Below are 23073 nucleotides of genomic sequence, written 5' to 3'. Positions count from 1 at the left end.
GACCGGCACCACCCATGCATATCGGCCTGCGCATCTTCTTCGGTTTTTTCCTGATCGTCGGTCTGGCCGCGCTGATCACGCTGCGCGTGTTCGTGCAGGAGGTGAAGCCCGGCGTGCGCGAAGCGATGGAGGACACGCTCGTCGACACCGCGCAGGTGCTGGCGACGCTGGCCGCCGACGACATGGCGAACGGCCATATCGCCGACGGCGCCTTCGCGCGGCAACTCGGGAAACTGCACGAGCGGCCGGTCAGCGCGAACGTGTGGGGCATCCAGAAGAACGCGATCGGCTACCGCCTCTACATCACCGACGCGCACGGCATCGTTCGCTACGACTCGTCCGGCAGCGCGGTCGGGCAGGATTATTCGCGCTGGAACGACGTGTACCGGACGCTGCGCGGCGAATACGGCGCGCGCAGCACGCGCAGCGATCCGAACGACGACAGCAGTACCGTGATGCACGTCGCTGCGCCGATCCGGCGCGGCGACGAGATCATCGGCGTGCTGACGATCGCGAAACCGAACCAGACGGTCGCGCCGTTCATCGCGCGCAGCCAGCGCAAGATCATGTTGTACGGCGCGTTGCTGATGGGCGGCGCGATCCTGATCGGCGCCGCGTGCACGTGGTGGCTGGTGCTCGGGCTGCGGCGCCTGCAGCGCTATGCGCGCGCGATCGCGGCCGGCGAGCGCGCGTCGATGCCGCTGCAGGGCGCGAACGAGCTGGCCGAGCTCGGGCGCGCGGTGGAAAGCATGCATCAGCGGCTGGAGGACCGGCAGTACGTCGAAACCTACATCCACACGCTCACGCACGAGATGAAGAGCCCGCTGGCCGCGATCAGCGGCGCGGCCGAGCTGTTGCAGGAAGACATGCCGGTCGCGAACCGCCGGCGCTTCACCGAGAACATCCGCCGCCAGGCCGGCCGCCTCGAACAGATGATCCGCAAGCTGCTCGCGCTGGCCGAGGTCGAGCAGAAGCAGCGCCTGTCGGTGCACGAGCCGGTCGCGCTGCGGCCGGTGCTCGAACAGCTCGTCGACGATATCGAGCCGCGCGCGCGGCAGCGCGGCGTGAGCCTGCGGATCGATGCGAACGACGCGGCCGAGCCGGCGGTCGTCGACGGCGATCCGTTCCTGCTGCGGCAGGCGCTCGGCAACCTGCTCGACAACGCGCTGGATTTCGCGCCGCGGGGCAGCACGATCCGGATCGCGCTCGAACGGCAGCCGGCGGGCAGGGCGCACGTCGCGGTCGTGCGCGTCGCCGACGACGGCCCCGGCGTGCCCGACTATGCGCTCTCGCGCGTGTTCGAACGCTTCTATTCGCTGCCGCGCCCCGACGGGCAGGATCGCAGCACGGGCCTCGGGCTGTGTTTCGTCCGCGAAGTCGCGATGCTGCACCGCGGCCAGGTCGCGCTCGCGAACCGCGCGGAAGGCGGCGCGTGCGCGACGCTCACGCTGCCGTCGGCGGGCTGACCGCGCTTCACGCCCGCCACACATTCGCTTCACGCCGGCTTCAATCGCCCTTCACCGGGGCCGCTCATGCTGACCGTACCTTCCACTCCGGTACCTCCCAGCAATGAATCGAGTCCTGTTGTTCAAGTCCATGATCACCGCGTTGCTCGCGCTGGCGATCCTGATCCCGCTGCAGATGGTCCAGAGCATCGTGCGGGAACGCGCCGACTATCGGCAGAGCGCGCTGCAGAGCATCTGGGCGAGCTATGCGGGGCCGCAGACGGTGACGGGGCCGGTGCTCGTCGTCCGTTACACGGAAGTCACGCGCGCGAGCGACGACGTGCGGGCCGGCGGCAAGGCGAAAACCGTCCTGAAAAGCGAGGCGAAACGGCTGCTCGTGTTCCCGAAGACGCTGAACGTCGACGGCACGCTGTCGGTCAGCACGCGCTATCGCGGCATCCACAAGGCGCTCGTGTACGGGCTCGACAGCCGGATGACGGGCACGCTGCCGCTGCCGGACCTGAAGAAGCTGCCGCAGGCCGACGGCCACGTGAGCTTCAAGATCGACAGCGCGGTCGTCGCGCTCGGCATCGGCGACCTGCGCGGGCTGAAGGCGCAGCCCGACCTGCGCATCGGCGGCAAGCGGATCGACGTTGAGCAGGGCACGCGGCTCGAGAGCCTGCGCCAGGGCGTGCATGCGAACGTCGATCTCGCGGCGCTGGCGGAGGCAAACGCCGGGGCGACGGTCGTGCCGTTCAGCATCGGCCTGCCGCTGGCCGGCGCGGAATCGGTCGCGTTCGCGCCGGTGGGCGACCAGAACGACTTCTCGCTGAAATCGACGTGGCCGCATCCGAGCTTCGGCGGCGAGTTCCTGCCGGCCGAGCGCACGATCGACGCGCGCGGCTTCGTCAGCAACTGGCACGTGACGTCGTTCAACACGAAGGCGCGCGAGCAGGTGGCGTCCGGCAACGGCAACGGCGACGGCGGGATCGAGATGGCGTCGGTGTCGGTGATCGAACCCGTGAACGTCTATCTGCAGGCCGAGCGCGCGACGAAATACGGTGCGCTGTTCGTGATGCTGACGTTCGCGAGCTTCTTCATGTACGAGCTCGTGAAGCGGCTGCGCATTCACCCGATCCAGTACACGCTGGTCGGCCTGTCGCTCGCGCTGTTTTTCCTGCTGCTGCTGAGCCTGTCCGAACACATTGCGTTCGGCTATGCGTATCTCGCGGCGAGCGGCGCCTGCATCGGGCTGCTCGGCTTCTACCTGTCGTTCGTGCTGCACAGCGTGAAGCGCGGCGCGACGTTCACCGCGCTGCTCGCGATGCTGTACGCGGCGCTCTACGGGCTGCTGCTGTCGGAGGACAATGCACTGATGCTCGGCTCGCTGCTGCTGTTCGCGATTCTCGCCGGCATCATGACGCTCACGCGCCGCGTCGACTGGTATTCGCTCGGCGCGGCGTGGCAGCCGCTGGCCGACAAGCCGACGGCCATGAAGCCGGGCGCGCCGGCGAAGTAAGCCGGCGGGCTGCAGGCAAGTGCGCGCGCCGGCCGGGAATGCCGCGACCGGCGCGCGCTTTCATGCGAGCCCGATGCGTTTCACGCAGCCGTCTCGGGACGACGGAACCGCGCCCGCGGAATCTCGGCGATGGCCGCGATCTCGATCAGCAGGTCGGGATGGTAGAGACGCTCGACCTGGACGGTCGTCGTCACCGGATAGGGGGCGGCGAAGTACGTGTTGCGGATGTCGCCGGCCTGCATGAATGCGTCGATGTCGGTCGCGTAATGGACGAGCGAGATCACGTCGCGCATCTGCCCGCCCAGTGCGGCCAGCACGTCGCGGAGATTGCCGAGTGTCTGGCGAACCTGCGCGCGCATGTCGCCGGCGCCGACTACCTGCCCGTCGCGGTCGAGCGCGACTTGCCCCTTCAGATGCACGATCCGGCCGTCGCCCTGGATCATGGCCATCGAGAACGCGCCGAACGGCGCCCAGACTTCCGGGGGATTCACGGCTTCGGCCATCGCGCAGCTCCTATGGAACGGAAACAGGACGAACGCAGCGGCATGCGGCGCCCGACGATCGCACCATGATGGACGCGTTCATCGTCGATCCGCCCGCCCTGCCGAAAGCGGCGGCGGCCCGGATCGCCCTATACTGACCACTCCACCTTACCGGACCACGCCGTGCCGAACCAAGTTTCCGGAGATCCGTCCGTCGACGATCCCCGTCCGACCCCGCCTGTCCAACCCGAACTGGAAGACTGCTGCAACAGCGGCTGCTCGCCGTGCGTCTTCGACCTGTACGACGAAGCGCTCGCGCGCTATCGCGTCGAGCTGGCCGAATGGGAGGCGCGGCAGGCGCAGCGCGAGCCTCACCGATGAACCGGAGGCCGACGAGCCGTCTCGCCGCGCCGCGCATGCGCCGTGTCCGTGTCACGCGCCTCCACTGACGGTGCGGATTCCGTCGCGTGTCGCGCGTCACGCATCCGCATGCAGCCGCCGATGCAGCGGGCCGAGCGCCATCGACAGCGCGATGCAGGCCAGCAACACGACCGTCAGCGTGAACATCGACGCCCTGAATCCCTGCACGTAATCGAGCGCGACCGGATGCACGCCGAGCCGCGTGAAGAACACGCCGCCGATCGTCGCGGCGCCGACGGCCGCGCCGATCTGCAGCATCGCGCTGACCATCCCCGACGCGACCCCCGCGCGGGCCGCATCGACTTCCGCGAGCACGATCCGCACGACCGACGGCAGCACGAGCCCTTGCCCGACGCCGATCGCCGCGATGCCCGCGTAGAAGCCGGGGCCCGGCGCGCCGTCGCGGGCGAGCGCGGCGGCGATCGCGACGCCCGCCGCGAGCATCGCGAAGCCGAGCGTGAGCACGCGATAGCCGCCGAACCGGGCGACGAGGCGCGGCATCAGCAGCGGGCTCGCGAGGAAGCCGAGCCCGAGCGGCAGGATCGCGAACCCGGACGCGAGCGGCGACCAGTTCAGGCAGCCCTGCAGATAGATCCCGTAGCTCAGGAAGAACGCGCTCAGCGTGTAGAACAGGAACGCGAGCAGGAGCCCGAGCGCGACGACCGGGTTGCGGAACAGGCGCACGTCGAGCAGCGGATCGTGGCCGCGCGCGAGCCGGCGCGCTTCCACTGCCAGCAACGCGCCGAGCATCGGCAGCGCGCCGACCCCGCACGCGATCATCCACAGCGGCCAGCCGGCTTCGCGACCGTGCGTGAGCGGGTACACGAGCATCAGCAGGAACAGAGACATCAGCACCGTGCCCGGCACGTCGATGCGCTGGCCGCGCGGCGGGCGGTTTTCCGGGATGAAGCGCCAGCTGCCGAGCAGCGCCAGGATGCCGATCGGCAGATTGACGAGAAAGATCGCGCGCCAGCCGAGCCCGAACGGATGCAGGCTGATCAGCGCGCCGCCGCCGAGTTGGCCGATCACGGCCGCGAGGCCGAACGCGAACCCGTAGAAGCCCATCACGCGCACTTGCTCCTGCGGGCTGAACACGCTGCGGATCGTCGCGAGCACCTGCGGCGCGAGGATCGCGGCGAACAGGCCTTGCAGCACGCGGCCGCCGACCAGCACCGTGCCGTTGCCGGCGAGCCCGCACAGCGTCGACGCGAGCACGAAGCCGGCCATGCCGATCATGAACATGCGCTTGCGTCCGTACAGGTCGCCGAGACGCCCGCCGGTGATCTGGACCACCGCGTTCGCGCACGCATAGGCCGACACGACGAGCTGCAGCTCGGTCTGGCGCGCGCCGATGCCGTCGCGAATGGCCGGCAGCGCGAGGTTCACGATGAAGTAGTCGAGCGGCGGCAGAATGGCGCCGACCAGCAGGACCACGAGCGCCCAGCCGCGGTGGCTGCGCGGCGTCGCCGCGGCAGCCGCGCCGGCCGGCGCGCAGGGAGCGAGGGTGTTGTTCGTCATGAAAGCAGGATCCAAAAAAATTAGGGCCCGATAGTCGATCGACGGATGCAGGCCGTTGACCCCGTATTCTGGGGATCGCTCATGTTTCGGAAAAGCGGGAAAGAGTGGTAGCATCCATCGGGTTAATCGATGGATAAGGAATGACGATGCGCGGTTTCGATCTGGACCAGTTGCGCACGTTCGCGGCGGTCGCGGACGCCGGCAGCCTGACGGCCGCCGCGCCGCTGCTGCACCTGTCGCAATCGACGGTCAGCGAGCAGGTGCGCAAGCTCGAATCGCGCGCCGGCGTGCCGCTGTTCGTGCGCAGCAAGCGCGGCGTCGAACCGACGCCCGCCGGCTCGCGGCTGCTGCAGCATGCGCGGCGCATCGTCGCGCTGAACGAGGCCGCGTTCGACGAGCTGCGCGGACAGGCGATCAAGGGCGAGCTGCGCGTCGCGATCACCGACTATTACCGGACGAATGAAGTGGCCGGCATGCTGGCGCGGCTGCGCGAGTGCTATCCGCAACTGAGCCTGCACGTGAGCGCGATGAAGAGCGTGGAGATCGAGGCGGCGCACGCACGCGGGCAGATCGATCTCGGCGTCGTGATGAACATGTCGAGCGGGCCGTTCCGGCCGGCGTCGGCCGACACGCGCTGGGTGCTGCGGCGCGAACCGCTGTCGTGGGTCGCGTCGCCCAAGCTCGCCGAGCAGTTGCCGGAGCCGCTGCCGCTGGTGTTGCTGCCGGACGACTGCATGATGCATCAGGTCGCGGTGCGCTCGCTCGACGAGCAGCACACGCCGTACGTGCTCGTGCATAGCGCGTCGGGCGTCGCCGGGTTGCAGTCGATGCTCGCGGCGGGGCTCGGGGTCGGTTGCCTGTGCGCGTCGGCGATCGGCGACGGCCTGATGCGGCTCGGCACGAAATACCGGCTGCCGCCGCTGCCCGACGCGGTGTTTTCGCTGACGCCGCCGCTGCCGGGCGAACGCGAGACCGTCACCCAGGCGCGCGAGGTGCTGTCGCGTCAACTGCTGATGTAAAACCATGCCGCGCGACATGCGGCGGCGCGTCGCCAAGCGGCGCGCCAGGGGGCCACAGGCATGAACGACGACGAACTGAAGAACCAGATGGCCGCGAAGCTGCAGCACGCGCTGGAGCGCGTGGTCGACGAGCGTTCGCTGATCCACTTCCTGCGCGTGCTCGGCCATGACTGGCACACGGAGCGGCAACTCGAGGCCGACGCGCCGCTGTCGCCGTACGCCCGCGCGGCGCTCGGCTGGGAAAACCGGTCGATCGGCGAGTACCTGGAAGCGATGATCGACTGGGCGGAGGCGTCGGAAGAAGGGCTGCGTTTCTACGATGTGCCCGACAACCCGTGGCGGCGCATCGCGGACATCCTGTTCGCCGGCAAAATCTACGAATAGCGCGGCCCGCGGATTCACGCACGCCGCTTTCTACTCGGCGACTTCGCCGTCCGCATACGCACGCAGCCCGTTGGCCAGCGCATCGAACACGGCCCGACAGCGCGGGCTCGCCCGCAAGTCCTCATGCATCACGACCCAGGTTTCCAGCCGAATCGCGGGCCCGTCCGGCAGCACGCGCACGAGCCGCGCGTCGCGTTTCGCGAGCGCCGTCTGGCAGAAGCCGATCCCGTAGCCGGCGCGGATCATCGCGAGCTGCGCGAGGTTGCTGTCGGTGCGCAGCGCGAACGCGTCGCGTTTCCATAGCGGCATGCCGCGCCCCGCCGAGCGGATGAACGGCGTGACCGTATCGAAGCCGATCAGCGCGTGATGCGCGAGCGCGTCGGTTGTCGCCGGCGCGCCGTGGTGCGCCAGGTAATCGTCGCGCGCATACAGCCCGACCTCGATTGCGCCGACGCGCCGCGCGACGAGCGCGTCCTGCGCAGGCGGCGCCATCCGGACCGCGATGTCGGCCTCGCGCTTGAGCACGTCCTGGACGCGGTCGGTCGGCACCAGTTCGATCACGAGCCCCGGATGGTCGCGCCGCAATTGCGCGAGCATCGGCGGCAGCACCTCGACGGCGATCACGTCGCTGGCCGAGATCCGCACGATGCCGCGCACGCCGGCACCGTGGCTGGCCGCCGCGCGCTCGAACGCGGCCGCCGCGCTGCGCAACGCCTCCGCATGGCCGCGCAGCGCGAGCGCGGCTTCGGTCGGCAGCAGGCCCGACGGCGAGCGCGTGAACAGCGTCTGGCCGAATGCGGCCTCGAGCGCCGCGACATGGCGGCCGGCCGTCGGCTGGGTGATGCCGAGGGCCCGTGCTGCGCCGGACAGCGAGCCTTCCGTCAGCACCGCGAGGAAAGTGCGGTAGCGTTCCCAGTTCAGATCGGTGGTCATACATAAATGTATAGCTGATCTGCTGGGTTCAGCAATTCCTTGATGGTGATCGGCGCGCCAGAATGCGTGTCGTGACGGTTCCATTCAAGGAGGGCGGCAATGACGACGGACGCAGGCGGGACGCAACGACTGGCACTCGTGCTCGGCGCGAGCGGCGGGATTGGCGGGGAAGTCGCGCGGCAGTTGCGCGATGCGGGCTGGCAGGTGCGCGCGCTCAAGCGCGGGCTCGATGCCGAAATCGCGGAGCGCGACGGCATTGCCTGGGTGCGCGGCGACGCGCTGGATCGCGACGCGGTGGTGCGCGCCGCACGCGACTGCAGCGTGATCGTGCATGCGGTGAACCCGCCCGGATACCGGAACTGGGCCACGCAGGTGCTGCCGATGATGGACAACACGATCGCGGCGGCCCGGGCCGCGCAGGCGACCGTCGTGCTGCCGGGCACGGTCTACAACTTCGGCGCCGATGCGTTTCCGGTGCTGCGGGAAGACGCGCCGCAGCATCCGGCGACCCGCAAGGGCGCGATCCGCGTCGAACTGGAGCGGCGGCTGCAGGACGCCAGTGTGCACGGCGTGCGGGCGATCGTCGTGCGCGCCGGCGATTTTTTCGGGCCGCAGCTCGGCAACAGCTGGTTTTCGCAGGGGTTGATCAAGCCGGGGCGGCCCGTCGCGGCCATCAGCGTGCCGGGCCGCGGCGTCGGTCACCAATGGTCGTATGTGCCGGACGTGGCGCGCGTGATGGTCGAGCTGATCGAGCGGCGCGAGATGCTGGAGCCGTTCGCGCGCTTTCATCTGGGCGGGCATTGGGATGAAGACGGCCTGCAGATGGCGCAGGCCGTGCAACGCGTCGCGCAGCGGCACGGCATGCGGCCGGCGCTGCGCGATTTCCCGTGGTGGCTCGTGTGGGCGGCCGCGCCGTTCGTCACGACACTGCGCGAATTGCTCGAGATGCGTTACCTGTGGCGCGAACCGATCCGGATGGACAACGCGCGCGTGACCGCGGTGCTCGGCCGCGAGCCGGTGACGCCGCTCGATACGGCGGTGGAGGCGACGCTGGCGGGGCTCGGGTGTCTCGGGTGAGCAACGGTGGGTAGCACGGGCAGCGCCCGGGCATGGAAACGCATCACGGCGAACCGATGAAGCCCCCGGACCACAATTCTCCACATACCCGCGTGCGTCGGATGCGCATCATGTCGGTCAACACCGATAGGGCGAAAACGGGGGCGAGATGGTGCATTTCGGATGGAAAGCGTCGGTTGCGGGCGCAATCATGTTCGCATTGAGCGGGTGTACGGATCTGGCCGGCGTGCTGTATTGCGACAACTCGCAGTTCAACTTTCCGGACTATCACTGCTTTCAGCCGTACCGGTAGGGCTGGCACGGCGACTGAACGCCGTCGCCTCCGTATGCCGTGCAGTTTCCCGTTCCCGTCAAGCCACGACCGGCAACACCTCGACCGCATAGCGATGCGTGAGACTGCGCCCGAGCACCGGATCGTGCAGCTCCATCTCGAATGCGTCGCCGTCGTCCATCGCCGCGATCGCACCGTGCACGGCGACGGTCCCGCCATACATCGCGCAGCGCGCGGGCATCGTGCGGCGGTCGTCGAAACGCTGCCACAGCACGTCGGGCGCGAGCAGGCCGCTGACCGCGCCGTGCTGGTACGCCACCCGGTCGCCATCGCGCGCAATCAGCCACGAACGCATCTCGAGCGCATCCCAGTGATCGGCGACATCCGCATAACGCCACGCGTCACGGCCGAGCGGCTTCGCACACACCTGCTTCGACACGGCGACGCCGTACGCTTCGACTTCGCGATCCGTGTGATCGGAGCCGACCGTGACCAGCGTGCCGGCCGGGCTGTCGACCAGCACGCATTCGATCTCGCCGCCCGAGCGCGCGCCGAGCACGCCGATCGACGGCGCCTGCGTGAGCAGCGCGGACGACACGCGATAGAAGCACGGCGTGGTCGACGGCGGCGCGACGCCGAGCGCCGCGAGTTCGTCGATGTGCGCCTGGATCGCGGCCGGGTCGCGGCCGGCCCAGCCGGCGATCACGACGCGTTCGACGTCGACGTCGACGTCGACGGCGGCCGGCGCGCGTTGCAGGGAAATCACGTTGAACGACAGGGTTGGCATGCGGCTATCCGTTTGAAGTGCGAAGGAATGGTCGGCGGGTGGCGGCGCTCAGTCGTCGAGCGGCCGGTGCGCGGTCTCGCGCGCGGCGACGAGCGCGATCGACGTGACGACGAGCGCGGCGGTGACGTACAGCGACACGGCCGTCGTCGTGCCTGTCTGCCGGAACAGCGCGGCGATCACGAGCGGCGCGAAGCCGCCGCCGACGATGCCGGCGAGCGTGTACGCGAGCGACGAGCCCGCGTAGCGCACGCGCGTCGGGAACTGTTCGGTCACGAACGCGCCCTGCGGGCCGTACATCACCGCATGGATCACGAGGCCGATCGCGACGGCCGCGACGATCGCCGCGGGGCGCGCGGAATCGAGCAGCGCGAAGAACACGAACGCCCACACGATGCCGGCGAGCGCGCCGGCGAGATACACGGGCCGGCGGCCGAAGCGGTCCGACAACGCGCCGAAGAACGGCACCGCGAGCGCATTGCAGGCCGTGCCGATCATCACGGCCGTCAGCGCGACCGGGCGCGACAGGTGCAGCACGGTCGTCACATAGGTGAGCGTGAACACGACGATCAGCGCATACAGCACGTCCGAACCGATGCGCGAGCCGCCCGCGATCAGCAGGCGCTTCCAGTGGTACTTCAGCACGTCGGCGACAGGCACGTCGGCGGTCGCATGCGATTCGGCGAGCTGCTCGAACTGCGGCGTTTCGTCGACGCCGCGCCGCAGCCAGAAGCCGAACACGACGAGCAGCGCGCTGGCCGCGAACGGCACGCGCCAGCCCCACGACAGGAAGGTGTCGGACGTGGTCGACAGCGTGACGAGCGCGATGCAGCCGGTGCCGAGCAGCGTGCCGAACGACGGGCCGATCTGCGTCCACGACGCGGACAGCCCGCGCCGTTTCTGGTCGCCATGCTCGACCGACAGCAATACCGCGCCGGCCCATTCGCCGCCGAGCGCGACGCCCTGCACGAAGCGCAGCGCGACGAGCAGGATCGGGCTCAGGATGCCGGCCTGCGCGTAGGTCGGCAGCGCGCCCATCAGCGCGGTCGTCACGCCCATCAGCACGAGCGTGAGCATCAGCACCGCGCGGCGGCCGATGCGGTCGCCGAGGTTGCCGAATACGAAGCCGCCGAGCGGGCGCGACACGTAGCCGACCGCATAGGTCGAGAACGCGAGGATCGTGCCGGCCAGCGGATCGACCGACGGGAAAAACAGATGGTTGAAAACGAGCGCGGCGAGCGTGTTGTAGATCGTGAAGTCGTACCACTCGAGCGACGTGCCGATCATGCTCGCGGTCGCGAGTCGGCTGTTGCGGACACGGCGGGGCGCGTGGGCGGCGGGCTGGACGAGAGTGCTCATGGTATCGGGCAGGTCGGGACGGGTGACGGGATGAAGCGCGGGCCGGCGTGGGCGGCGGCGTCGAGCGTTCAGGCAGGCAGGGCGGCAGCGGTCGCGGCGGCGGCCGTTTCGGCTTCGACGTCGCATCGCTGGGCCGGCAGCGGCGCGGCGGCGCGCCACAGCAGGTCGAAGGTGCGCACGTCGTCGTGTCCGGCGAGCGTGGCGGCGACGCGGCGCGTGGCCGTTGCGTCGCTGCCTTCGATCAGCACCAGCGCATCGGCGGCCGGGCGGGCGGCGGCAGCGGCGCCGATCGGTGCGGACAGGTCCGGTGACGTACGGAAGAGCCGCGCGGCGTGGATGCCGGGTTCCTGCAGTGCGGCGTCGAAGCGTGCGCGCAGGTGCGGCACGTCGATGCGGTCCGGCGGCAGCACGAACAGCGCGAGATGGGCGCCTTCGCCGTCGCCGGCCTCGATCGTCAGCTCGCCGACGCGCCGCTGCGTACCCGTCATGCGCTCGAAGTTCGCGAGCGACCACGCGGTCTGCTGCGTGAACGCGCGCCGGTACGCATCGCCGCGGAACACGTCGAGCGCGTCCGTCACGTACAGCGCGAGGTATCGGCGCGGGCCGCCGTCGGTCGCACGAAACCGTCGTGCATGCGTGAAGCCGGGAATCGCGACACGCTCCTGCATGTGCTCGCGGTCGTACCACGCGTTGAAATCGGCTTCGTGCGCGGGGTCGATATCCGTCCAGACGCAAAGCTGGCCGTGCGGAAGGGAAAGGCGGGTCATTGCGGGGTTCCTCGTGACGCGGTGGGGCAGGAACTGCAGTGTCCCGAAGACGGGGCGCGGCCGTCCAACAAGAAAACAAATTCGCGGTGAACAGGTTTTCTTATGAGCGGCGTGGGCGTCGTTTTGCGGCGGGCGCGGCAGGCGGAGCCCCCTTCGTCGTGCGCTTCGTTGTCGTCGGTGCGTTCGTCTTTGTCGTGGTCGCCTTGCGCGGGGGCGTTGCATCGACGAGCGTTGCGTCGACGCGCTCGGCGGCCGGCTTCGTGAGATTCCCGGCAGCCGCCATCGCGCGCGCCACTTCGCTCGCGAGTTCCGCGATGCGCGCGGCGACCGGCAGCCCCTGGCTGCGGTAAGTCGCGACGAGCGGCAGCGGCGGGAATTCGGGCGCGACGTCGAGCAGTTCGAGCGTACCTTCGTGCAGCTCGCGCCCGATGATCGCCGGCGGCAGCGCGGCCACGCCGAAGCCGTCGGCGACGAGGCGGATCATCGCCGCGACCGACGTGATGCAGTTGATGCTGGCCGGCCGTTCGACCGCCGCGAACAGCCGCTCGATCGTCGCGTGCGGCCCCGAATGGCGCGAGAAGCTGATGATCGGAAAACCGGCCAGCCGCGCGACGTCGAGCGGCTGGCCGCCGAGCCCGAGGCGCGGGCTCGCGGCCCAGCGCACCGGGAATTCGCACAGCGGCAGGTTCGTGAAGTCCGGGCCCGGCACCGGGTCGGTCTGCAGGATCAGGTCGACGCCGTCGGTGCTGAGCAGGCGAATCAGATGCAGCGTCGTGTCGCTCGTGATCTCGACGTCGAGGCGCGGATAGCGCTCGCGCAGTTGCGCCATCAGCGCGGGAAACCAGCTGTGCACGATCGATTCGATCACGCCGATCCGGATCAGGCCCGCATCGCTGGCCGCGTCGATGTCGCGCCGCATTTCCCCATCGAGCCGCACGATCCGCTCCGCGTAGGCCAGCATGCGCCGGCCCGCCGGCGTGAGCGTGGCCGAGCGCGTGTTGCGGTCGAACAGGCGCACGTCGAACGCTTCCTCGAGCGATGCGATGCGGCTCGACACGGCAGCCTGCGTCGTATGCAGTTTCTCGGCCGTGAGCCGGAAGTTTTCCAGCTTCGCGAGCCAGACGAAGGTTTCCAGAAACCGGATGTTCATCGAATTCCGAACGGTGAGGCGGTGCCGCGCCAGGCGGCGGATCGGGACGATGTTAACGGATTCGGAAGCGCGCACGCACGCGCCGCACGTTCGGGTGGCGTCAAAGCCGGTCGAACGCGAGCGTCGGCACGTCGACGACCATCGCGCCGCCGTCCGCGACGAGCGTCGCGCCGGTCACGAACGACGCGTCCGGCGACGCCAGGAACGCGCAGACGGCCGCGATCTCGTCGGGATCGGCCGCGCGCCGCAGCGGCACGTCGGCGCTGACGCGGGCGTACGCACCGTCGAGCGAATCGCCGTGCGCGGCCATCAGCGGCTCCATTTCCGCGTCGGCCATCGGCGTGCGGACCCAGCCCGGGCAGACGGCGTTCGCCCGCACGCCGTGCGGACCGTAGTCGCGCGCGAGCGATCGCGCCAGGCCGAGCAGCGCGTGCTTGCCGACCGTGTAGCCGCATACGCCGGGCCCGGCCGCGAGCGCCGCGATCGACGCGACCAGCACGATATTGCCGCGCTGCGCGATCAGGTCGGGCAGGCACGCGCGCGCGCTGACGAATGCGGTGTCGAGGTTCGCATGCATCGCAGCGCGCCACTGCGCGTCGTCGGTTTCGTCCGCGCGGCCGATGCCGTGGCCGCCCGCGCAGGCGACAAGCGCATCGACGCGGCCGAAGCGTGCGGCGATGCGCGGCAGGAAGCCGGCCCAGTCGGCGGCGCTCGCGGCGTCGCCGGCCAGCGCGAGGCCCCCCGTTTCGGCAGCCAGCGCGTCGAGCGGCGCCTGGCGGCGCCCGATCAGCACGACGCGGTCGCCGCGGCGGGCGAAGCGGCGCGCGCAGGCGGCGCCGATGCCGGTGCCGGCGCCGGTAATGGCGATCGTGCGGGGGGGCGGGTGCGTCATGTCGTTCTCCGGAAAGGGGGGCGTTCCGGCCACTTTAGGCGGCGCCGGCGCGCGCCGGTATCCACCGAAAGGATGAACGCGGGTCGCCCGAACGGCCGGGCGTGGCGGGCACGGTGGCCTTGGCCCATTTTGCAAAGGCTGACGATGTCCGACGCCGAATCGCTCTATCCTCCACATTTTTGCGATAAGCCACGAAAGCCCGGCAAAATAGCGCGGGCGGGCGCGCAGCGACGGGCGGCGCGTCGGCCGCGATTCCGTCGTACGAATGGCGCGGCCGGCAATGGCGCGAGCAGGCGTTCGATGCGCAGGTATCGCGTCTGCCGACGGAGCGTGTCGCCACGGCGTATCGCCCGGTTGCGCGCTGGCGCGATCGGACCATCGACAAAAGAACAGGGAGGGGCCGGCAATGAGGCTGGACGACGAAAGGGAAAGCACGAACGTCGAGGATCGACGCGGCGCCGGCGGGTTCGGCGGCGGGCGCGCGACGATCGGCATCGGCACGATCGTGATCGCGCTGGCTGCCTCGTATTTCTTCGGAATCGACCCGCGCGTCGTGCTCGAAGGTGCATCGGCGCTGCAGGGCCGCCAGCAGCAGGCGCAGCCCGCGCCGACCCAGCACCAGGGCGCACCGGCGAACGACGCCGGCGCGGTGTTCACGCGCAAGGTGCTCGGCAACATCGAACGCACGTGGACGGGCGTGTTCAACACGCAGCTGCATGCGCAGTACGAACCGCCGAAGCTCGTGATGTTCACGAACTCGACGCCGACCGCGTGCGGCACCGGCCAGACCGCGATGGGGCCGTTCTACTGCCCGGGCGACCGCAACGTGTACATCGATCTCGGCTTCTACGACGAACTGCGCAAGCGTTTCGGCGCCGGCGGCGACTTTGCGCAGGCCTACGTGATCGCGCACGAAGTCGGCCATCACGTGCAGAACCTGCTCGGTATTGCCGACAAGGTCGACGCCGCGCGCCGGCGCTCGAGCCAGGCGCGCGCGAATGCGCTGTCGGTGCGGATGGAGCTGCAGGCCGACTGCTTTGCCGGCGTGTGGGCGAACAACGCGCAGCGCGCGAACCAGCGGTTGATGGAACCCGGCGACTTCGAGCAGGGACTGAAGGCCGCCGCGGCGATCGGCGACGACCGGCTGCAGCAGCAAGGGCAGGGCTACGTCGTGCCCGAAAGCTTCACGCACGGCACCAGCGAGCAGCGCGTGTACTGGCTGCGGCGCGGGATGGAGTCGGGCGAGGTGAGCGCCTGCGACACGTTCGCCGCGAACGCACGCTGAAGCCAGGCGCGCGCACCGTCGCGCGCCGGCATCGTCCCGGCTGAACAGGCTGAACAGGCCACCTGGCCGGCCCGGGACGATTTGCCGATTTGTGCTCACCGGCGCTTTTCGGCGCCGGTAGGCTGGCCCGGACGTTGAAATTCGACGCGTTCGCCACCCAGCCGATTTCCGATGCCGACCTCATCCGTTCCCGCCGACCACGCTCCCGCCGACTGGCCACGCGCGCTGCGCGCGTGCGTGGACGCGTTCGATGCGTTCGCGAGCCCGTCGGCGATCGTGTTCTACCGGCTCGACCAGAGCGGCGAACCGGCCGATTTCGAGCTGTTCGGGATGCCGGAATCGATGCACCGCACCTATGTCGCCCGCTACCGGATGCTCGATCCGCTGCACCCGTCGCGCTGCGCGGCGGGCGACCGCGCGGTCGTCACGCTCGCGTCCCAATTGCCGGACGAGCGACGTGACGCATCCGCGTACTGGACCCGTTTTCTGCGGCGGCACGACGTGGCCGACGTCGTCGAGATCTGGCTGCGCGACGCGGGCCGCACGGTCGGCGCGTTTTCGCTGCTGCGCTTCGGCATGGGCGACGCGAATCGCACCGGCAACGGTACGGCAGGACGCTTCGCACCCGGCGAGATCGACGCACTCGCGCGGCTGCAGCCTGTCGCCGAAGCCGCGCTGGGCCCGCTGCTGCGCGCCGGGCGCGGGATCCACCGGATCGGTTGCGAGGAACGGCTGACCTACCGCGAGGAGCAGATCGCGCGGCTCGTGCGCGACGGTTGCTCGAACAAGGAAATCGCGCGCGATCTCGCGCTCGGACAACCGACGATCAAGACCCACCTGATGCGCATGTACCGCAAGCTCGGCGTGTCGAATCGCACGGAGCTGGTCGGCGCGCTGTTCCTGTAATCGTTCTGCAAGCTGGCCCGCGAGATCGTGCAGTACCATGCGCGCTCGTCGTATCGATAACAATTCAAGAAAAGGGCCGGGAACATGGGCGTCGCGATCATTGCCGCTTCGATTTTGGTCATCGCGTTGAGCGTCGCGCTGCCGATCTTCATCGTCAGGACGGTCAGAAGCGGAACCTACGACTCGCTGTACTTCCTGATCCCGCTTGCGCTCGGCGTGTATTGGCTGGACTACCAGGCGTACGACTTCCTCGCGTCGATGGCGCACGGTTTCAGAAACTGACGATTCAATGACCGGACCCCGGTCCGGCATCCAAACCACGGCAGCCCCCGGCGGATCGCGCACGTCGCCCGCGGGCCGCGTCGCGGGCTCGAACCCGCTACCGCGCGCCACGCGCTGCCAATTTGCGCTCACCGGGCGTGATCCCTCGTCGATACAGTGGTCCGACGCCCGCGTGCCTCGCCCGCACGCGGTCCAGCCACGACAATCAACGAGACGCCCATGAGCAACACGAACTTCGTCGCCGTCAGCGACACCGTGCGCACCTTCGTTGCGCGCGATTTCGGCCTCTTCATCGACGGCGCCATGCAGCCCGCGCACGCGGCCGCGCGGCTCGACGTGTACGACCCCGCGACGGGCGAGCGGCTCGCCACCGTCGCGGACGCCGACGCACACGACGTCGACCGCGCGGTCGCCAGCGCCAGACATGCGTTCGACGCGCGCGTGTGGAGCGGGCTGCGGCCGGCCGACCGCGAACGCATCCTGCTGAAACTCGCGGACCTGATCGAAGCCGACGCCGAAACGCTCGCGCAGCTCGAAACGCTGAACCAGGGCAAGTCGATTCACGTGTCGCGTGCGATCGAAGTCGGCGCGAGCGTCGAATACGTGCGCTACATGGCCGGCTGGGCGACCAAGATCACCGGCCAGACGCTCGACGTGTCGATCCCGTTTCCGCCCGGCGCGCGCTATACGGCCTATACGCGCAAGGAGCCGGTCGGCGTGGTCGCCGCGATCGTGCCGTGGAATTTCCCGCTGATGATCGCGGTGTGGAAGCTGGTTCCCGCGCTCGCGGCCGGCTGCACGATCGTGCTGAAGCCGTCGCCGGAAACGCCGCTCACCGCGTTGCGCCTCGCCGAACTCGCGCGCGAGGCCGGCGTGCCGCCCGGCGTGTTCAACGTCGTCACGGGCGGCCGCGTCTGCGGCGCGGCGCTCGCCAGCCACCCGTCGATCGCGAAGATCTCGTTCACGGGCTCGACCGCGACCGGCAAGCTGGTCGGCGCGGCGGCCGTGCAGAACATGACGCGCTTCTCGCTGGAGCTCGGCGGCAAGAACCCGATCGTGATGCTCGACGACGTCGACGTCGCGCAGGCGCTCGACGGCGTCGCCGCCGGCGCGTTCTTCAACCAGGGGCAGGTGTGCGCGGCCGCGTCGCGCATCTATGTGCATCGCAGCAAGTTCGCGCAACTCGCGGACGGCCTCGCGGGCGTCGCGCGGTCGATGAAGCTCGGCGCGGGCCTCGACACCACCGCGCAGATCAACCCGCTCGTGTCCGCGCACCATCGCGACAAGGTCGTCCAGCACATCGAAGGCGCGCGCCGCGCGGGCCTCACGTTCCTCGCGGGCGGCACGCCGGCCGACGATCTGCCCGGCTATTACGTGAAGCCGGCCGTGATCGCCGATCCGCATCCGGACAGCGCGATCGTGCGCGACGAGGTGTTCGGCCCGGTGATCGTGGTCGTGCCGTTCGACGACGCGGCCGACGCGGTGCGCCTCGCGAACGCGTCGCCGTACGGCCTCGCCGCGAGCGTCTGGAGCAACGACCTGAAACGTGTGATGAACCTCGTGCCGCAGATCGAGGCCGGCACGGTGTGGGTGAACTGCCATATTCCGCTCGATCCGTCGATGCCGTTCGGCGGCTACAAGCAATCGGGCATCGGTCGCGAATTCGGCCAGTACGCGATCGAAGGCTTCACCGAAACCAAATCCGTCTGCATCGCGCACTGACGCGCGACGCTCGAACCCGAACGAACCCGATTCAACGATCCGACAGTGGAGACTGCAATGAGCTACAACGAAGCGAAATTCTGGCACCCGATGCTGCACCCGAACGAGATGAAACAGCGCAAGCCGATCCGCATCGTGCGCGGCGACGGCTGCTACGTGTTCGACGAGGCGGGGCGCAAGCTCGTCGACGGCGTCGCGGGCCTGTGGAACGTGAACGTCGGTCACAACCGCCAGGAAGTGAAGGACGCGATCGTGCGCCAGCTCGACGAACTCGAATACTTCCAGCTGTTCGACGGCATTTCGCATCCGCGCGCCGAGGAGTTGTCGAAGAAGGTGATCGACCTGCTCGAACCGGAAGGGATGCGCCGCGTGCTGTACAGCTCGGGCGGCTCCGATGCGATCGAGACCGCGCTGAAGATCGCGCGCCAGTACTGGAAGGTGCGCGGCCAGGCCGATCGCACGAAGTTCATCTCGCTGAAACAGGGTTATCACGGCACGCACTTCGGCGGCGCGTCGGTGAACGGCAACACGGTGTTCCGCCGCAACTACGAACCGAACCTGCCCGGCTGCTTCCACGTCGAGACGCCGTGGCTGTACCGCAACCCGTTCACGCAGGACCCGGAGGAACTCGGCCGGATCTGCGCGGAAATGCTGGAGCGCGAGATTCAGTTCCAGAGCCCCGACACGGTCGCCGCGTTCATCGCGGAGCCGATTCAGGGCGCGGGCGGCGTGATCGTGCCGCCGGCCAATTACTGGCCGCTGGTGCGCGAGGTGTGCGACCGCTACGGCGTGCTGCTGATCGCCGACGAAGTGGTGACCGGCTTCGGCCGCAGCGGCTGCCTGTTCGGCAGTCGCGGCTGGGGCGTGCGCCCGGACATCATGTGTCTGGCGAAGGGCATTTCGTCGGGCTACGTGCCGCTCGGCGCGACGGTCGTGAACGCGCGGATCGAGGATGCGTTCGCCGCGAATGCCGATTTCGGCGGGGCGATCATGCACGGCTACACGTACGCCGGCCATCCGGTCGCATGCGCGGCCGCGATCGCGAGCCTCGACATCGTCGTGAAGGAGGACCTGCCGGCAAATGCGGCGAAGCAGGGTGCGTATCTGCTCGAAGCGCTGCAGCCGTTCGCGGAGCGCTTCGCGGCGGTCGGCGAGGTGCGCGGCAAGGGGCTGATGCTCGCGCTCGACCTCGTCGCGAACAAGGACACGCGCGAGCCGATCGATCCGCTGTCGGGCTATGCGAACGCGGTCGCGGAAGTCGCGCGCGAGAACGGCGTGCTGGTGCGCCCGGTCGGCACGAAGATCATCCTGTCGCCGCCGCTCGTGATCCAGCGCGAACAGCTCGACCGGATCGTCGACGCGCTCGCGGCCGGCTTCGAGGCCGTGCCGTTCGCGTAACGGCGTGATCGCATGACGGCCAATCCGCGGCGGAAGGGGGAACGCCGTCGCGGGTTTGCCGATTTGCGCTATGACCGGATTATTTTGCCTGCGTATTTTTTCGACATCGGATCACGCCGTGATCGACAGGGGCCCGGGATCGAAGCGCTGAAGCGCCGACCGGGGCCGACCGCAGAGCATCTGGCCCCCGGCAGCTGACGAAGCGCCGGTTCGGGCCAACCTACGAAGGAGACAACGATGTCGGGATGGTCAGGAGTGACCGGCGCCGCGGGCGATACGCCTGGCGGCTCGCCGGCTGAAGCGGGCGGCGGCACCGCGTTGAAGGCGGGGGCGGTCGGTTTTCCGACCGCGCTGGCGAGCGCCGTCGGGCTCATCATGGCGAGCCCGGTGATCCTCACCGCGACGTCGGGCTTCGGGATGGGCGGCTGGGCGTTCGCGGTCGCGATGATCATCGCGTTCGTGATGATGCAGGCGCAGGCCACCACGTTCTCCGAAGCCGCCGCGATGCTGCCGACGGCCGGCTCGGTTTACGATTACCTGTCGTGCGGGCTCGGCCGCTTCTGGGCGATCACCGGCACGATTTCCGCGTATTTCCTCGTGCACGTGTTCGCCGGCACGGCGGAGACGATCCTGAGCGGCATCATGGCGCTCGTGAATTTCGAATCGCTGAACGCCGCGTTCGAGCAGCACAACAGCTCGTGGCTCGTCGGCGTCGGCCTCGTGGTCACGTTCGCGATCACCAACATCATCGGCATCAAGGTGTTCAGCAAGCTCGAGATCGTGCTGACGGCCGGCATGTGGCTGTCGCTGATGATCTTCGGGATCCTCGGGCTCGCGGCCGCGCCGGCCGTGCATCTCGACGGCTGGTTCGGCGGCTCGGAAGTCGGCACGTCGATTCCGGCCGTGCTGTCGCTGGTCGGGATGGCGATGTTCATGTTCGTCGGCTGCGAGTTCGTCACGCCGCTCGCGCCGGAAATGAAGGCGCCGGGCCGCACGATTCCGCGCGCGATGGCGCTCGGCCTCGTCGGCGTCGCGATCTGCATGTTCCTGTACGGCGCGGCGATCCGCCGCCAGGTCGCGAACGTGCCGGTGAGCCCCGACGGCCTCACGCACCTGCTCGACACGCCGGGCGCGATTCCCGCGTTCGCGCTGCAGGTGCTCGGGCCGTTCGGCCGCGTGTGGTTCGGCATCGCGTTCCTGTGCGCGGGCGCCGCGACGATCAACACGCTGATGGCCGGGCTGCCGCGCATCCTGTACGGGATGGCGATCGACGGCGCGTTGCCGCGCTGCTTCGCGTACCTGCATCCGCGTTTCAAGACGCCGGTGGTCGGCATCGTCGCGGCGGCGATCGTGCCGATCTTCCATGCGTGGCTGATCAACGGCAATCTCGACAGCATCCTGCATCTCGTGCTCGCCGCGACCTGCGCGTGGGGCACCGCGTACCTGCTCGTCACCGCGTCGGTCGTGATGCTGCGCATCCGCCGCCCGGACCTGCCGCGGCCGTACCGTTCGCCGCTGTTCCCGCTGCCGCAGATCGTGTCGAGCGTCGGCATCGTGCTCGCGATCTGGTACATCACGCCGCCCGGCATGAACCCGCGCGACATCTACGTGCCGTTCGGCGCGATGCTCGGGCTCACCGCGCTGTACGCGCTGTTCTGGACGCTCGTCGTGCAGCGCCGGCATCCGTTCAGGCCGGTGCCGGTCGAGGACGTGCTGCGCAACGAGCACGTCGCGTCGTGAAGGCCGCGCTTGCCCCGCGGCGCGCGGCGCCCGATGTGCCGCCGCCCGGCCATCGGCCCGGCGCGATCGCCGCGCGCGTGCTCGCCGACCTGCGGGCCGTGCGCGATACGGATGTGGGCGGCGCCACGGCGCGGCTGCCGAACGGCGTGCATGTGAGCGTCGACGAGCGCGTCGAGCGCCAGTTCCTGATGCATACGGTCAGCGTGAAGGTGACGATAGCCGCCAACGGCCCGGCCGCACAGGGCCGCGCGCGCGTGCGGCAGACCGGCTGGCTGCGCCGCACGGGCGTCGATGCGGTGCCCGGACCCGGATGCGACCGGGTCTTCATCGACACGCTGGCCGCGCTGCTCACCGAGCCGTCGCTGGCCGACGCGCTGCGGCCGCTGCACCTGACCGACTGCGTCATCGACGCACACGGCGGCGTTGCCCGCGACGGCCGCTGGACGCTCGCGATCGTGCCGTTCGGCGGCAGCGAGATCGTGAACCGGATGCCGTCGTTTCGCCGCTACGTCAGGCTGATCGACGAGCAGGCCGCCGCGCTGTCGGCGGCCTGTCTTGCGTTCGAAACCGCACTACACGGGATTTTGCGAGGGTAAGCTGTGGCGATGCGTGCCGCGCAAACCCGGCGGCCGCATCCAGGAATCAGGGTTTTACCGGAGATGCCGATGCTGTTCCAGTCACGCTCACACGAAGACGTGCACGATCACGGGCTCGCGATCGCGGGCTGGCATCAGGTTTACCGTCAGATGACGCCGGGCCGCTTCAAGGGCACCGTCACGCAGGTGCTGTACGACGATTTCCACTTCTTCCGCGAAACGACCAACCGGCGCGTCGCGCAAACCGGGCTCGCACCGGTCGCGCGCACGTCGCTCGCGGTGCCGCTGTCCGTGCCGCTCGCGGGCACGTTCCAGGGCCAGCCGGTCGACGGCTATGCGCTGCTCGCGCTGCGCGCCGGCGAGGATTTCGAATTCCACACGCCGGAAGGGATGGGGCTCGTCGGGATCAGCGCGGCGTCCGACATGGTCGACGAGCTGTGCGAAGCCGAATTCGGCGCGGCCGGCGCGCGCCGGCTGCGGCACGTGACGCGGCTGTCCGACGCGCAGGGCGTCGCGCTCGGCGTGCGGCTGTCGGCGCTGATCGACGAGGCCCAGCGCAACCCGGGCTGCCTCGAATACGCGGCGACCCGCAAGATGTTTCGCGACGCGATGCTCGGCATGTTCCTCGATGCGCTCGAACAGGGTATCGGCGTCGAGCGCCGCGACATCACGCACGCCACCTACAGCGATATCGTCAGCCGCTGCGAGAAGCATCTGCGCGACCGGCCCGAAGAACCCGTCACCGTGCTCGAACTGTGTCGCGCGCTGCGCTGCAGCCGCCGCACGCTGCAAACGAGCTTCCAGCGCGTGGCCGACGTCACGCCGGTTGGCTACCTGCGCACGATCCGGCTGAACGCGGTGCGTCGCCTGCTGCGCACGACATCGGCGCAGCAACTCGGCGTCGGCGAAGCCGCCGCGAGCTGGGGTTTCACGCACCTCGGCTATTTCGCGCGCGAGTATCGCGACCTGTTCGGCGAGCTGCCTTCCCAGACCACGCGTCCCGAATGACGCACGCGCATCGCGACGGCGCCGCCCGGCGTCGTCGCGGGTCGCACCCCCCACCGTTTGCCGATTTGCGATAGAGGTCCGGAATTTTCGCTGGATAAAGTCCTGTCACCCATATC

General features: G+C 69.4%; 23 protein-coding genes. 15 read left to right on the top strand and 8 right to left on the bottom strand.

Annotated elements, in window-relative coordinates; all coding sequences use genetic code 11:
* Positions 1–14 precede the first annotated feature (14 nt).
* Both creC and creD read left to right on the top strand, forming a co-directional pair.
* Positions 15–1466 (top strand): two-component system sensor histidine kinase CreC, encoded by a 1452-nt coding sequence (gene creC, locus H0X90_RS27235; protein ID WP_006485670.1) that lies wholly within the window; start codon positions 15–17, stop codon positions 1464–1466.
* Positions 1467–1569: 103 nt separating this feature from the next.
* Complete coding sequence (gene creD / locus H0X90_RS27230; RefSeq protein ID WP_006485665.1) at positions 1570–2964, top strand: cell envelope integrity protein CreD; 1395 nt, start codon at positions 1570–1572, stop codon at positions 2962–2964.
* A gap of 80 nt (positions 2965–3044) precedes the next feature.
* Here the strand turns inward: creD and H0X90_RS27225 are convergent, their stop codons facing one another.
* On the bottom strand, positions 3045–3467 hold the full coding sequence (locus tag H0X90_RS27225) for a RidA family protein (RefSeq protein ID WP_058903285.1): 423 nt from the start codon (positions 3465–3467) through the stop codon (positions 3045–3047).
* 162 nt (positions 3468–3629) lie between these two features.
* Here H0X90_RS27225 and H0X90_RS27220 point away from each other — a divergent pair, with 162 nt between their 5' ends.
* The gene (locus tag H0X90_RS27220; RefSeq protein WP_006492647.1) at positions 3630–3827 is read left to right on the top strand and encodes an oxidoreductase-like domain-containing protein; all 198 of its coding nucleotides are present in this window, start codon (positions 3630–3632) and stop codon (positions 3825–3827) included.
* A 96-nt stretch (positions 3828–3923) separates the two neighbouring features.
* Here H0X90_RS27220 and H0X90_RS27215 read toward each other — a convergent pair whose 3' ends face one another.
* Complete coding sequence (locus H0X90_RS27215) at positions 3924–5384, bottom strand: MFS transporter (protein WP_077189309.1); 1461 nt, start codon at positions 5382–5384, stop codon at positions 3924–3926.
* A 146-nt stretch (positions 5385–5530) separates the two neighbouring features.
* Here H0X90_RS27215 and H0X90_RS27210 point away from each other — a divergent pair, with 146 nt between their 5' ends.
* Both H0X90_RS27210 and H0X90_RS27205 read left to right on the top strand, forming a co-directional pair.
* Positions 5531–6403, top strand: coding sequence for a LysR family transcriptional regulator (locus H0X90_RS27210; protein ID WP_034203325.1), 873 nt, complete (start codon positions 5531–5533; stop codon positions 6401–6403).
* 60 nt (positions 6404–6463) lie between these two features.
* Complete coding sequence (locus H0X90_RS27205; RefSeq protein ID WP_006496845.1) at positions 6464–6787, top strand: hypothetical protein; 324 nt, start codon at positions 6464–6466, stop codon at positions 6785–6787.
* A gap of 30 nt (positions 6788–6817) precedes the next feature.
* Here the strand turns inward: H0X90_RS27205 and H0X90_RS27200 are convergent, their stop codons facing one another.
* A complete protein-coding gene (locus tag H0X90_RS27200) occupies positions 6818–7720 on the bottom strand; it encodes a LysR family transcriptional regulator (RefSeq protein ID WP_034202142.1) in 903 nt (300 codons plus the stop codon).
* Between the two features lie 99 nt (positions 7721–7819).
* Here H0X90_RS27200 and H0X90_RS27195 point away from each other — a divergent pair, with 99 nt between their 5' ends.
* Complete coding sequence (locus H0X90_RS27195; protein WP_077189310.1) at positions 7820–8797, top strand: NAD-dependent epimerase/dehydratase family protein; 978 nt, start codon at positions 7820–7822, stop codon at positions 8795–8797.
* Positions 8798–9147: 350 nt separating this feature from the next.
* Here the strand turns inward: H0X90_RS27195 and H0X90_RS27190 are convergent, their stop codons facing one another.
* The 5 genes from H0X90_RS27190 to H0X90_RS27170 form a co-directional block, all read right to left on the bottom strand.
* On the bottom strand, positions 9148–9855 hold the full coding sequence (locus tag H0X90_RS27190; RefSeq protein WP_077189311.1) for a DUF2848 domain-containing protein: 708 nt from the start codon (positions 9853–9855) through the stop codon (positions 9148–9150).
* A gap of 48 nt (positions 9856–9903) precedes the next feature.
* Positions 9904–11223: an MFS transporter gene (locus H0X90_RS27185; RefSeq protein ID WP_034178639.1), complete on the bottom strand. Its 1320-nt coding sequence runs from the start codon at positions 11221–11223 to the stop codon at positions 9904–9906.
* Between the two features lie 56 nt (positions 11224–11279).
* The gene (locus tag H0X90_RS27180) at positions 11280–11978 is read right to left on the bottom strand and encodes a DUF4286 family protein (RefSeq protein WP_077189312.1); all 699 of its coding nucleotides are present in this window, start codon (positions 11976–11978) and stop codon (positions 11280–11282) included.
* Between the two features lie 100 nt (positions 11979–12078).
* Positions 12079–13128: a LysR family transcriptional regulator gene (locus tag H0X90_RS27175; protein WP_077189313.1), complete on the bottom strand. Its 1050-nt coding sequence runs from the start codon at positions 13126–13128 to the stop codon at positions 12079–12081.
* 100 nt (positions 13129–13228) lie between these two features.
* Positions 13229–14020 (bottom strand): SDR family NAD(P)-dependent oxidoreductase, encoded by a 792-nt coding sequence (locus tag H0X90_RS27170; RefSeq protein ID WP_006496856.1) that lies wholly within the window; start codon positions 14018–14020, stop codon positions 13229–13231.
* 406 nt (positions 14021–14426) lie between these two features.
* Between H0X90_RS27170 and H0X90_RS27165 the strand changes: the two genes are divergently transcribed.
* The 9 genes from H0X90_RS27165 (at position 14427) to H0X90_RS27125 (ending at position 22957) form a co-directional block, all read left to right on the top strand.
* Complete coding sequence (locus H0X90_RS27165) at positions 14427–15305, top strand: neutral zinc metallopeptidase (RefSeq protein WP_006483975.1); 879 nt, start codon at positions 14427–14429, stop codon at positions 15303–15305.
* A gap of 171 nt (positions 15306–15476) precedes the next feature.
* Complete coding sequence (locus H0X90_RS27160) at positions 15477–16211, top strand: LuxR C-terminal-related transcriptional regulator (protein ID WP_077189314.1); 735 nt, start codon at positions 15477–15479, stop codon at positions 16209–16211.
* An 84-nt stretch (positions 16212–16295) separates the two neighbouring features.
* A complete protein-coding gene (locus H0X90_RS27155) occupies positions 16296–16493 on the top strand; it encodes a hypothetical protein (protein ID WP_077189315.1) in 198 nt (65 codons plus the stop codon).
* A 219-nt stretch (positions 16494–16712) separates the two neighbouring features.
* Positions 16713–18215, top strand: a complete 1503-nt coding sequence (locus H0X90_RS27150; RefSeq protein ID WP_006496861.1) for an aldehyde dehydrogenase family protein — start codon at positions 16713–16715, stop codon at positions 18213–18215.
* 57 nt (positions 18216–18272) lie between these two features.
* A complete protein-coding gene (locus H0X90_RS27145) occupies positions 18273–19613 on the top strand; it encodes an aspartate aminotransferase family protein (protein ID WP_006483976.1) in 1341 nt (446 codons plus the stop codon).
* 12 nt (positions 19614–19625) lie between these two features.
* Positions 19626–19811 (top strand): hypothetical protein, encoded by a 186-nt coding sequence (locus H0X90_RS27140; RefSeq protein ID WP_124675239.1) that lies wholly within the window; start codon positions 19626–19628, stop codon positions 19809–19811.
* A 39-nt stretch (positions 19812–19850) separates the two neighbouring features.
* Positions 19851–21353 (top strand): APC family permease, encoded by a 1503-nt coding sequence (locus tag H0X90_RS27135; RefSeq protein WP_006493968.1) that lies wholly within the window; start codon positions 19851–19853, stop codon positions 21351–21353.
* The gene (locus tag H0X90_RS27130; protein WP_077189316.1) at positions 21350–21949 is read left to right on the top strand and encodes a DUF3156 family protein; all 600 of its coding nucleotides are present in this window, start codon (positions 21350–21352) and stop codon (positions 21947–21949) included. Before H0X90_RS27135 ends, H0X90_RS27130 begins: the two co-directional genes overlap by 4 nt.
* 69 nt (positions 21950–22018) lie before the next feature.
* Positions 22019–22957: a helix-turn-helix domain-containing protein gene (locus tag H0X90_RS27125; protein WP_006485599.1), complete on the top strand. Its 939-nt coding sequence runs from the start codon at positions 22019–22021 to the stop codon at positions 22955–22957.
* Positions 22958–23073: the final 116 nt, after the last annotated feature.

The sequence above is a fragment of the Burkholderia sp. 9775_39 genome (assembly GCF_015712225.1).
In the GTDB taxonomy this organism is placed as follows: Bacteria; Pseudomonadota; Gammaproteobacteria; order Burkholderiales; family Burkholderiaceae; genus Burkholderia; species Burkholderia cenocepacia.
Note: the sequence above shows the minus strand (reverse complement) of the source record. Positions and strands in the feature narration are given on the sequence as shown.